This window comes from Rhodococcus sp. F64268 (genome assembly GCF_023015605.1).
Lineage (GTDB): Bacteria > Actinomycetota > Actinomycetes > Mycobacteriales > Mycobacteriaceae > Rhodococcus.
The window spans coordinates 869,559-881,987 of the sequence record NZ_JALKAI010000001.1 but is presented as its reverse complement, the minus strand read 5'-3'; the positions used below and the strand labels follow the sequence as shown (position 1 = coordinate 881,987).

Below are 12,429 nucleotides of genomic sequence, written 5' to 3'. Positions count from 1 at the left end.
TTCCGGTCACCGAAAGGCGTCGCCTTTGGTCGACAACGCCTTGACGCGGTCGACGATTCGTTCGCGCAGCTTGGACGGAGTGCGCCAACGCATCGCGAGCTTGTCGTAGTCCATAGCGTGCTCGGCGATGATGTCCTTCAACCGGTCGGCGTCGAGCGGATCGAGCCGGTCGCGCAGGCCCGCTTCTCCCCCGTCACGGAACGCTTCGAAGGGGTCGAACAGACCGGGAGCACGCTTGGTTCGTCCGGCCGGGGCTCTCCGGACCGGAGCCTGCCTATGCGCCGGAGCAGCAGCCACTTCTGCGGTGACAGGCCTGAGCGCACCGGCGATGGCGTCGGCGAATCGTTGGTTACGTGCGGCTTCGTCTGCGATCACCCGCACGAGTGCGACGAGGGATTCCGCCGCGATCGGCGCAGCACCGTTGAGCCGGAGCAGCGAGGCGCTCGCCTCACCGATCCGAATCCGCAATCGGGCGTCGGACACGTCGTCACGCGAACCACGGCCGTCTTCGTGACCACGCGAGCTCACAAGTACACCTGCGCATTCATCAATATCGTCTCGGTGAGCATGCGCAGGGCATCGAACTGCCCTGCACCACCGTATTTGCGCTTGAGGGTGCCGTAGGGAACGAACTCCGCGGACGCGGCGATCTGGTTCGCTTCGGGAATCCACGCGGGAACGACGCTGGCGATCGTGTCGTCGCGTTGAAGCTGCTCGATGATGGTGCGATGCAGGTTCGATGCGCTGCGGTACTTGGTGATGACCAGGCCCAGCTCACGGATCGAGTGGCCCGTACGGTCCGAGAATCTCGCCACCCGCTTCTGCAACTGTGGGATCCCGTACGTGGACAGGATGTCCGGAATCGTGGGGACGATGTAGCCGTCAGCGACGCGGAGCCCGTTGAGTGTGAGCATCCCGAGGTTGGGCGGGCAGTCGAGGAGGATGTAGTCGTAGTCGTCGGCGATCGGGTCGAGTGCGTCGCGCAAGACCTCGATGGGCCGATCGGATCGAGGATCGGCGTATTGCTGGAAGCTCAGACCTTCCTGGATCTCCATGAGGTCCAGTGATGACGAGAGCAGATCGACGCCGCGTACCGCTTCCACCGACGACACATCTTTTTGCAGCGACTTCTCGATATCGAAAGCGTCGGTGTCCGGCTCCACCGCACTCCGGAAGAGCGTGGCAAGGGTACGACCGAGTTCGTTGAGTTCCCGCCACCTCTCCTCCCCGACCATCATCGTCGTGAGGTTGGTCTGTGGATCGAGATCCACAAGCAGCACCTTCTGGCCGAACTCGGCCGCCATGAACTCACCCAGAGCAGCCGTCGTCGTGGTCTTGCCGACGCCGCCCTTCAGGTTGATTGTCGCGATAACCCGCGCCACCAGCGCACTCCTCCGGACCGAATTGCTACACGTCGATGCAGCAAACTACACCGGAAGACGGACAAAGGCGACGCAGAATCCGCTCAGTGCCCCTGCGACTCCACTGCGACGCGCTCGTAATCCGCAATAGCCTGGTCACGGCCCACCATCGAGTCTGCCGTCGCATATCCCGAGAGCGATACCGCCGGCTTGTGGTCGATCACGGCACTTACGACCTCACCGCCCGAGGTGAACACGATAATCCCCTTGGCTTCGTCGCCGGGAAGTTCTTCCCACACCACTCCCTCGGTGCCGAGTGCGCGATTGATCTCACTCATCAGCAGTGGAGCACTGAAGTAATACATCCGGTCCCACGAGTCGCTGTCGAGCCCACCCGCCTCCGCGACCTCACCGAGGGTCCGCTGCTGCCCCGAGGTGAGAACCGAGTCGAACTCCGACTCCATTTTCGGATCATCGACCACGGTCACAGTGGATCCGGAGCCGCAACCGACCAACATCGCCGCTGCCACACCGCCGAGTGCGACCGATTTCCAACCCCTGAAAGATGTCACTTTTGCCCCTCGCGTCACTTTTGTCCCCCCATCAGACGCGACGGACGCTAACACCGAGACAAGCAGTTGATCAGTGGTGCAACTCACTATTATCGAAGGTGGATTCGACCTATATACGACACGTAATTCGCCGTTGTGGTCATTCACAATCCCCCGCGTCAATCCTTTGCAGTCAGCTCCGCAATGTCGCCGAGGAGCGCGGATTGCAGCACACCGATCGACTCTGCGGCACCCCCGAATTGATCGCCGACGAAGTTCGTATTGTGGGTCGAGAGTTCGCGCGCCCCTGAGCGCCCGATGAGGTCGTCGATCCGGTCATCGAGGCTTGCTGCACGCTGCGCAACTTCCACCATGGCCATTCTCCCGTCTGCGAACCCGAGGAGATCCCCGATCCGAGCGAGCGCCGCAACCCTGTCGAGAAGCTGCTCCCAGACCGTGCCCAGCGCCGCAATCCGGGACTCGAGCCCCGACCGCGCGGCGGGCGCAGCGCTGATCGCGTCGTCCAATTCGGTGAGCAGTCCCCGCAGTGCGATTACATCGGTGGCGATCTGGGTGAGTTCGTCGGTGAGGTTCAGCTGTGATCGCTGCACGGCGAGATGCTCCGAATGCCATGCCGGCGACGACTCGATCCGGTCGTACAGTGCCCCCGCAAGAAACAGCAGGGTGTCGTAGCGGTCGACGAAGCGATCGGCCTCGTCGGGCATCTGCCTGGCGAGTACCTCGGCCGCGCGACGCCCGACATCCGCCACGATCGCGCGGTCGGACCACCGGCCCACCCGGTCGCTTGCGACGGTGAGCACCGCGTCGCGGGCCCGATCCACGCCGGTCGTCGGGATCGGGGCGGGTGTGCGCTGCAATGCCCGGAACAACGCCTCACGCTGGTCGAGCTCGAGATGAATCCCGTCGCGACGTTCACGACGCACGGCGCGCACCCCCTGCGCGTAGTGAGCCGGCGAATGCACGATGGACTGCCGCGCCGCGCGGATACGCTTGTCGATCTCACTCGCGCGATGCTCGAACACCATCCTGGACAGACCGGGACGCTGCCCTGCAGCACGAGCGGCGGCCCTCTCTCGCTCTTCGGTGAGGCGACGAAGCTCTCCGAACCCACCGATGTCCGGAATCCGGCGCGCGAGGCTCCGACGAGCGGCGAGCACCGATCTTGCGGACTCATCGAGGTAACCGGACGCGATCGCGACAGCGGCGTCGTCGGACAAGGGGTCGTGGTGGCCTTCGATGCGGCATTGTTCGCACCACCGTCGAACCTGGGCGGCGATGCGCTCGCGGCGTTCGAGCTGGGACTCGAACTCCCCGGGAACGCTCGAGTGGTCGGGCTCGGTCATGGTGCCCCTCCTCGGAGATTGTCGACCTCCACTGTTCCAGAATTCAGCGACGCCGTCCGGCACAGCGGTATCCCCAGAGTCGACCCAGGGTGTCCGCGGGCCCGGAGGGCGGCGCGTGCGCCCACGGTGGCCGACAGAAGACGTCGATGAGCTGCGGTGATCGATGTCACACGAAGAATCTCCGAAAGGCGGGTACGTTCACCTTCCTGCAGCCGAGCCGGAGGCCCCACCTGACCGAAATGCATTGCCCCACAAAGTCATATCCCATCCGCGCCGGTCGACATTTCGACCCGCTTCGAAGTTACCCGCCGGTGTTACCCCACGGTACAGCTCGCGACACCCCTGCGCGGAAGGCGCCGAGTCACCTCGACTGCCCCGGGAACCCGTGCCCCGCAACGCCTCCCATCGGTACCGCGAGCGCGGGCAACCACTCCCGGTCACCGAACCTCAAAACGTGACAAACCCTCATGTTTCCTCCATGCTGTTATCCGGACGGATCACCCGAAGCAGGGGGCGTTGTCACAGCGACAACCGCGGGCTTCACGCACGATCCGTCCGAACCGCCCAACGGCGCCCTGGGGCAGGGACCACGGGGCCGGGACCGACACGCATGCCCACGCCAACCACGAGGAGGCCGACCGATACATGTTCACCAGCCGCGTTATCAACCCGTGACGCGGGACGAACATTCGGTCGATACTGCTTCCTCGAACGGGGTTGAGCTTCGACGAGCGCGGTATGCGCACAACCATGGAGAACGGTGGCAACGAGTATGTTCAAACGGATCGCAGTGGTCAATCGGGGTGAGGCGGCCGTCCGCCTCATCCGGGCAGTCCGGGAGCTGAACTCCGAGCACAACTACGACATCACGACGATCGCGCTGCACACCGAGGCCGAGCGGCGCGCCATGTTCGTCCGCCAAGCCGACGAAGGTGTCACCCTCCGGCCGTCCACGACGGCCGCAACGCCCTACCTCGACTACGTCGAGCTCGAGCGCGCGCTGACCGAAGCGAAGGCCGACGCCGTGTGGGTCGGCTGGGGCTTCGTCGCCGAGGACCCCACCTTCGCCGACGTGTGTGCCCGGCTGAACATCACTTTCATCGGCCCGTCTTCCGACGCGATGCGTCTGCTCGGCGACAAGGTCGAGGCGAAGCTGCTCGCAGAGAAGGTCGGCGTTCCCGTCGCTCCGTGGTCGGGTGGCCCCGTCGAGAACCGCGCCGATGCGCGCCGTCACGCCCAGGCCATCGGCTACCCGCTGATCATCAAGGCCCGTTCCGGTGGCGGCGGGCGCGGCATCCGCAAGGTCTACTCCGAGGACGAACTCGAACTCGCACTCGAGCGCACCCAGGGCGAGGCCGAGCGCTCGTTCGGTGACCCGGTCGTGTTCATCGAGCGTCTCGTCACCGATGCGCGCCACGTCGAGGTGCAGGTCATCGCCGACAACCACGGCAACGTCTGGGCACCCGGCGTGCGCGACTGCTCGATCCAGCGCAAGAACCAGAAGGTCATCGAGGAGTCCGCCTCTCCGCTGCTCACCAAGGCGCAGGCCGACGAGCTGCGGAAGGTGTCTGCCGACCTGGTCCGCGCCGCGGCCTACAGCGGTGCGGGCACAGTCGAGTACCTGTACCAGCCCGACCTGAAGATCTTCACCTTCCTCGAGGTCAACACCCGTCTGCAGGTCGAGCACCCGATCACCGAGGCGACCACCGGCATCGACCTGGTCAAGCTGCAGATCTTGGTCGCCGCCGGCGAGAAGCTCCCCGGCGACTGCCCGCCCGAGTTCGGCCACGCTGTCGAGGCCCGGCTGAACGCCGAGGACGCCGACAACGGCTTCGCTCCCGCGCCCGGCACCGTGCAACTGCTCAAGTTCCCGCTCGGCTCGGGTCTGCGAGTCGACACCGGCATCGCCCAGGGCGACGTGATCCCGCCCGACTACGACTCGATGGTCGCCAAGATCATCGCGTGGGGCCGCGACCGCGACGAAGCTCTCGCCCGGCTCCGTACGGCGCTCCGCGAGACCACCGTCGTCCTCGACGGCGGCACCACCACCAAATCGTTCCTCCTCGACCTGCTGAGCCGCGAAGAGGTCATCGAGGCCAGTGCCGATACCGGCTGGCTCGACCGAACCGGCGCAGGCACCGCCACCGGGCCGACGAAGGTCGCCGACATCGCGCTTCTCGCGACAGCGGTCGACGTGTACGACGCCGACGAGGCCCGCGCCCGCGCCGGCTTCCTCGCTTCGGCACGCGGTGGCCGTCCCCGCGCCGGCCAGACCGGAACCCGCAAGATCGAACTGAGCTACCAGGGACAGGGCTACGAGCTGCGCGTCGGGCAGATCGGTCCGCACCGGTACCGGATCGGTGCGGGCGGCTCCAAACTCGAGGTCGACATCGAGCGACTCGGTGAGTACGAAACACGCCTCACACTCGACGGAAAACGCCACAACGTCGTCTCGATCGCGGGGCCCGCACACTTCCTCGTCGAGGTCGACGGCATCAGCCACCAGATCAGTCAGGACGAAGCCGGTGTCGTGCGCACGCCTGCTCCGGCCGTCGTGGTCGCTGTGCCCGTTGCCGTGGGCGACGAGGTCGAGGCCGGTCAGACCCTGGTTGTCCTCGAATCCATGAAGATGGAGACCGCGGTCCGGGCGCCGTTTGCCGGCAAGGTCCGCGAGATCCTCGCAGTCGTCAACGGCCAGGTCGATGCCGGCGCTCCGCTGCTGCGCGTCGATCAGGTTGCCGAGGAGGCCACGACCGCGGTGGCCGAGCGGGTGGAGTTCCCCACCGCCGCGCCCGCGTTGACAGACGACGCCGTCGCCGACGCCCACGCTCGCCTCGACCGACTCGAAGCCCTGATCACCGGCTACGACGTGTCGGCCGAGCGCACCGCAACACTGCTCGGCGAGTACGAGCAGCTCACCGCGAAGGCCGCGTCCTGCGACCTGGTGCGTGCCGAACTTGCGCTGCTCACCACCTTCGCCGACGTCTGCGAACTGTCGCGCAACCGTCCGACGCAGGACGAGGAGAACAGCGACGACAAGGTCCACAGTCCTCGCGAGTTCTTCCACGGGTACCTGCAGTCGCTCGATGTCGAGGTCGGCGGGTTGCCGGAAAGCTTCCGCGGACGTCTTTCGCGGGCACTGCGTCACTACGACGTCACCGAGCTCGAGCGCACCCCCGAACTCGAAGAGGCCGTCTACCGGCTGTTCTGCGCGCAAGAACGCATCGAAGCGCAGATTCCTGTGGTTTCGGCGCTCCTCGACCGCTGGCTCGAACACGGCACGGGTGAGTCCGGTGTGTCGAGCGAACTCAACGAGGTTCTCGACCGTCTCATCGTTGCCACTCAGGTCCGCTTCCCGGTCATCGGTGACACCGCCCGCAACCTGCGCTACCGGTTCTTCGAGGAGCCCGTGATCCGCAAGGCTCGCGAGCAGGTGTACGACGGGGTGCGCGGTTCGCTCGCGTATCTCGCCGAACACGACAACTCTGCCGACTACGCGGAGCGGATCGAGGCACTGGTGGCAACGCCGGAGCCCCTCATCGATCTGCTCGCGCAGCAGATTTCGCGCCCCGAGTCGGTTCCCGGCCCGCTGCTCGAGGTGATCACGCGACGCGCGTACAAGATCCGCACTCTCGAAGACGTGGAGTCGAACGTTCGCGACGGGCGCCAGTTCGTCACCGGCAACTTCGACCTTCGCGGTACCCGGCTGTACCTGATCTCGGCCGAGGCCCAACATTCCGATCTCGCTGCGCTGCTCGATTCCGTCGAGGCGGCCGCGCAGCCGCTGCCGAGCACCGAGAACCTTGTCATCGATCTCTACCTGGCATGGGACGACGCTCCCAGCGATGCCGATGCACAGGCACAGGCACTGCACGCCGTGCTGGCCGCCAGGCCGGTCGTCTCGACCGCGCGTCGTGTGACGGTCACGGTGTGCCACACCGACAATGCCGAGGAGCACGTCTTCACGTTCAGGCCCTACGAGACGGGTTACGCGGAGGAGACCAATATCCGCGACATCCATCCGCTCACCGGTCAGCGCCTCGACCTGTGGCGCCTGAAGAACTTCGACGGTAAGCGACTCCCCGCGAACCCGGATACGTACCTGTATCACATTGTTTCGCAGGACAATCCGTCCGACGAGCGGTTCATCGCCCTTGCCGAGGTGCGGGATCTGACACCGCAGCGGGACGAGTCCGGCGCGATCGCGGGCCTGCCCGCATTCGAGCGGGCGCTCGCGAGTTCGCTCGACGGCATGCGGCGCGCGCAGGCCGCTCGCGGTGGTCGTCGTCTCGACGCCAATCGTGTCGTGCTGTTCGTCTGGCCCGTCGTGGACCTGACGTTCGACGAACTGCGCCGGACCGCGCAGAACGCCGCCCCGCTCACCGTCGGTGCCGGACTCGAGGAGATCACCGTCATCGGTTGGCTGCGCGAGAACCCGGAGCAGCCCGCGCGTGAGGTGGCGCTGCGTTTCTCGTACCGTTCGGGTGCCGGTGTGGTCGTGGGCCTCACCGATCCGCCGAAGGAGCCGCTCAAGCCGCTCGACGAGTACACCCAGAAGGTGCAGCGCTCCCGCGCCCGCAACACCGTGTACCCGTACGAGCTGATTCCGCTGCTCACCGGCAAGGGCGGCAGCTTCGTCGAGTACGACTTCGACGAGTCCGGCCGGTTCGTTCCGGTGGATCGCCCGTACGGTCGCAACAAGGCAGGACTGATCGTCGGTGTCGTGACCACCGCAACCGAGCTGTACCCGGAGGGTATGACTCGTATCGCGATGTTCGGCGACCCGACCAAGGCGCTCGGCACTGTCGCAGAGGCAGAATGCTCACGCGTCGTCGCCGCCATAGACCTCGCCGAGAAGCTCGGTGCCCCCGTCGAGTGGTTCGCGCTGTCGTCCGGTGCGACGATTTCCATGGACTCCGGTACGGAGAACATGGACTGGGTCTCGCGGGCATTGCGCCGCATCATCACGTTCACGCAGGACGGCGGCGAGATCAACGTCGTGGTCACGGGCATCAACGTCGGTGCACAGCCGTACTGGAACGCCGAGGCGACCATGCTCATGCACACCAAGGGCATCCTCGTGATGACACCCGACAGTGCGATGGTGCTCACCGGTAAGCAGTCGCTGGACTACTCCGGTGGTGTGTCCGCCGAGGACAACTTCGGTATCGGTGGCTACGACCGCGTCATGGGGCCCAACGGGCAGGCGCAGTACTGGGCCCCGAACCTTTCCGCCGCGATCGAGGTGCTCTTCGGGCACTACGCTCACGCGTACATCGCGCCGGGCGAGCGGTTCCCGCGTAAGGCGGAGTCGACCGACCCGATCGACCGCGACGTGCGCGTATACCCGCACGTGCACCCGTCGAGCGACTTCACCACCGTCGGCGACATCTTCTCGTCGGAGACCAACCCTGATCGGAAGAAGCCGTTCGACATCCGCACGGTGATGCGTGCCGTCGTCGACCAGGACCACGCTGTACTCGAGCGCTGGGCCGATATGGCGGATGCCGACACCTCGGTCGTGTTCGATGCCCACCTCGGCGGTCATGCTGTCTCCGTCATCGGCATCGAGTCACGGGCCATCGCTCGTAAGGGCTGGTTCCCGACGGATGGTCCGGACCAGTGGACTTCGGGCACACTGTTCCCGAAGTCGTCGAAGAAGACTGCGCGCGCGATCAACGCGGCGAGCGGAAACCGTCCGCTCGTGGTGCTCGCGAATCTGTCGGGCTTCGACGGCTCGCCGGAGTCGCTGCGCAATGTGCAGCTCGAGAACGGTGCCGAGATCGGACGGGCGATCGTCAACTTCGACGGCCCCATCGTGTTCGTCGTCGTCTCCCGCTACCACGGCGGCGCATTCGTCGTGTTCTCCGGAGCACTCAACGAGAACATGGAAGTGCTCGCGGTCGAGGGCTCGTTCGCCTCGGTACTCGGTGGTGCGCCCGCCGCGGCCGTGGTGTTCACCCGCGACGTCAACAAGCGCACGTCGAACGACTCGCGCATCGTCGAGCTCGAAGCCCAGATGGCGGCGGCAGAGGACGGCGAGAAGGCACGCCTCGGAGTCGAACTCGCGTCGTTGCGGACCTCGGTCCGGTCGGAGAAACTCGGTGAGGTCGCCGCAGAGTTCGAGGCGATCCACAACATCCAGCGCGCTCAGCGGGTCGGGTCGGTCGATGCGATCGTGCCGGCCGCCGAATTGCGTCCGCAGATCATCGCGGCTCTCGAGCGTGGCATTGCGCGGACCCTCGCGTAACCACCCGTAGAACGACCGAAGCCCCGCACCGGAAACCGTTGCGGGGCTTCGTCGTCAAGTTCTAGTCGTCCCGGTCGTCACGATCGTCCCAGTCATCGTGATCGTCGTCGTCCCAGTCGTCATGATCGTCGTCGAGGAGATCGTCGCACCGATCGTCCCACTCGTCGTAGAAGTCCTCGAGGAAATCGGGGACCGTGTCGTCCCAGTCGTCGAACCATGCGTCGCAGGTATTGGTGTCGATGAACGGGACTCCAGGTGCTAGAGCGCCGGCAACGTCGGTGGAGCCCGTTCCGTAGGCCGTCGCGATCGCAGCATTCGGTGTCGTGGACGGGGTGGCTCCGGTGGAGGAAGGATCGGCGACCGTCGAGATCGTGTAGGTCGAGGACGATGCGGTCGGCGCGGCCTCGTCCGAGTCCGAAAGCACGAAACCGGCTGTTCCGGCTGCGGCCGCAGTCGTCAGTGCTGTGGCTGCCCACCAGGTGCGGCTCAGGGCCATGATCTTGTCTCCTTCACGAGGGTGTTCCGTTCGGTGCACCCTTACTCTGGCGATCCTCGATGAGACGGCCATGAGGCGAAGATGACGATTTCTTCATCTCAGTCGAGCGTGCGGATCCATTCGACGAGCGCGTGCGCGACCGCGTGCGGAACCTCGGGGATCAGCGCGTGGCCGCTGCCCTCGATGAGGACGGTCGTCACCAAGCCGGGTCCGAATTCGTCGATCAGTTCCGAGCGGGTTTCGGCCGGGCGGAACACATCGTCGCCGGCCTGCACGTCGAGCAGCGGGGACGACGCTATCGGCCACCACGACTCCTTGTCGGTCGATGCCATGGCAGCGCGCTGAGAGACGATGGCGGCGGGCCACCAGCCGTCGAGCCACACCGACGGGTCGTGACCCTCCGCGAAGAAGACTTCACGCAGGTGAACGAGGCGTTCGGAGTCCGGTAGCGCCAGGTCGGAGCATTTCGCCACGCGCTCGGTCAATGACGACGGGAAGCGACGCGCACCGGCGGCCAGGACAGCAACTCCGCTGACCAGCTCGGGACGGTCCACGGCCAGCACGCGCGCGACGTAGTGGCCGAACGCGTGCCCTGCCAGTACTGCGGGGCCCGTGTCGAGCGCCGTGAGGACATCGGCGACGTCGCCGGCGAGGTCGTGCAGATCCAGGCCGTCGAGCGGACCCGCGCTCGAGCCGACTCCGCGAGGCTGGGGACGCAGGGCGCAGAATCCGGCTGAGGCCAGGTCCTGCGCGATCGGCTCGAACTCGTAGGAGTCGCGGCCGAGCGACGGCAGCAGCACCACTGCCGGCCCCGTGCCGTTCACGAGTACTTCGAGTTCTGTTCGCTCGGTTCGAATCATCTGCGTCTGCGTCACGCCGACCATCATCTCAGTCGAATAGCTCCGGAACGGTGCAACGATGGGGTCCTTCCCCACACTTCAGACACTCTTGTGCCCAACATCACAATGAATGCAGGGTGAGACTCGGATGGATCCGAAATGCTTCGCGGCGCGACCCGAAGCCACCTTCGTGGCACTGAGTGCTGACAAATTATGCACTGCATGCCATTCCCGCGCACACCACACAGACCCTTCATAAGATGTTGCGTACCAGATGTTTTCAACGCTTCAGATGGTGCAATCAAGATCGTCGATCATCACCGATCGATCCGACCTGACCCTGGAGTAAGACTGTGCGCCACAGCAATTTCCGGAATCTTCCGCACGCACACAGGTTGCCGCGGCTACGAACAAACAGCATGTTCGTACTCCGGAGTAAGAAACGAAATCAAACTTAATTCGTTGTGCTGCAGTCACTTACGGAATGATCATGAAATTTCCTCCCGGATTACGGCGATACATTGCACATGACAATCACGGGGATGTGCTGCATCATTGAATACGCAGGGAGCTAGCGAGCAGGGGCGCTCGACAATACAACGCGCAGCAGGGGACATCTCTCAATCGCGCACTACTACAAGACCATCGGGCATACGCAGCCCCGAAGGCACGTCGCCGTGCCCGACGCGATCGCCGCCATCAGAGGAGACGACACATGACCAGCACCGCCGAACCCACCACCCAGTCCGTCCAGGGCAACAAGCTTCGTGGACGCGTCGCCTTCGTCACCGGAGGAACACGGGGCATCGGTGCTGCCATCAGCCGCAGCCTGGCCACCCAGGGCGCAGCCGTGGCAGCGGGCTACGCACGCAACACATCGCAGGCCGACCAGTTCCTGGCGGAGCTGAAGACCAACGGCCGCGACGACGCGAACTACTCCGTGCACAAGGGTGACGTCGCCAGCGCAGAGGATTGCCGCCGGACCATCGACGAGGTCATCGCCGAGCACGGCCGTATCGACATCCTGATCAACAACGCCGGCATCACCATCGACCGCACGGTGCTGAAGATGGAGGACGACGACTGGGACAAGGTCATCTCCGTCAACCTTTCCGGCGCGTTCTATCTGGCCCAGGCGGCGCTTCGCCACATGCTCGAGCGCGGTACCGGCCGTATCGTCAACGTCTCGTCCGTCATCGGAGAGACCGGCAACATCGGCCAGGCCAATTACGCCGCTTCCAAGGCGGGTCTCTTCGGCCTCACCAAGACCCTCGCCAAGGAAGCCACGTTCCACCTGGGCAAGGCAGGCCTTCTCACCCCGGACAGCATCGGTGTCACCGTCAACACGGTCACCCCGGGATTCGTCGCCACGGAAATGGTGGAATCCATTCCGGAGAAGGTGCTGGGCCGTATCACCGACAGCATTCCCGTGAAGCGCCTTGCCGACCCCCAGGAAATTGCGCGCGTCGTCCACTTCCTCGCAGCCGACGCCTCGTCGTACATCACCGGTCAGGTGTGGGGTGTCAACGGCGGACTCGACATGTGACCGCTCATCCCCATTCCAGCCA

8 protein-coding genes are annotated in these 12,429 nt (G+C 65.2%); 2 read left to right on the top strand and 6 right to left on the bottom strand.

What is annotated here, in order from left to right:
• Positions 1–6: 6 nt before the first annotated feature.
• From MWU77_RS04165 to MWU77_RS04150, 4 genes are all read right to left on the bottom strand, one after another.
• Positions 7–528, bottom strand: coding sequence for a hypothetical protein (locus MWU77_RS04165; protein WP_247273007.1), 522 nt, complete (start codon positions 526–528; stop codon positions 7–9).
• Positions 525–1,382: a ParA family protein gene (locus MWU77_RS04160; protein ID WP_247273006.1), complete on the bottom strand. Its 858-nt coding sequence runs from the start codon at positions 1,380–1,382 to the stop codon at positions 525–527. The genes MWU77_RS04165 and MWU77_RS04160 overlap by 4 nt, the downstream gene beginning before the upstream one ends.
• An 83-nt stretch (positions 1,383–1,465) precedes the next feature.
• Positions 1,466–1,933 carry a hypothetical protein gene (locus MWU77_RS04155; protein ID WP_247273005.1) on the bottom strand — a complete coding sequence of 156 codons (468 nt, stop codon included), beginning with the start codon at positions 1,931–1,933 and terminating at the stop codon, positions 1,466–1,468.
• A gap of 158 nt (positions 1,934–2,091) precedes the next feature.
• A complete protein-coding gene (locus MWU77_RS04150; protein ID WP_247273004.1) occupies positions 2,092–3,276 on the bottom strand; it encodes a hypothetical protein in 1,185 nt (394 codons plus the stop codon).
• 772 nt (positions 3,277–4,048) lie between these two features.
• Here MWU77_RS04150 and MWU77_RS04145 point away from each other — a divergent pair.
• Positions 4,049–9,526 carry a carboxyl transferase domain-containing protein gene (locus tag MWU77_RS04145; protein WP_247273061.1) on the top strand — a complete coding sequence of 1,826 codons (5,478 nt, stop codon included), beginning with the start codon at positions 4,049–4,051 and terminating at the stop codon, positions 9,524–9,526.
• Positions 9,527–9,587: 61 nt separating this feature from the next.
• Here the strand turns inward: MWU77_RS04145 and MWU77_RS04140 are convergent, their stop codons facing one another.
• Positions 9,588–10,022, bottom strand: a complete 435-nt coding sequence (locus tag MWU77_RS04140) for a hypothetical protein (RefSeq protein ID WP_247273003.1) — start codon at positions 10,020–10,022, stop codon at positions 9,588–9,590.
• A 98-nt stretch (positions 10,023–10,120) separates the two neighbouring features.
• The gene (locus MWU77_RS04135) at positions 10,121–10,882 is read right to left on the bottom strand and encodes an alpha/beta fold hydrolase (protein WP_247273060.1); all 762 of its coding nucleotides are present in this window, start codon (positions 10,880–10,882) and stop codon (positions 10,121–10,123) included.
• Positions 10,883–11,576: 694 nt separating this feature from the next.
• Between MWU77_RS04135 and MWU77_RS04130 the strand changes: the two genes are divergently transcribed.
• On the top strand, positions 11,577–12,407 hold the full coding sequence (locus MWU77_RS04130) for a beta-ketoacyl-ACP reductase (RefSeq protein ID WP_247273002.1): 831 nt from the start codon (positions 11,577–11,579) through the stop codon (positions 12,405–12,407).
• Positions 12,408–12,429 lie beyond the last annotated feature (22 nt).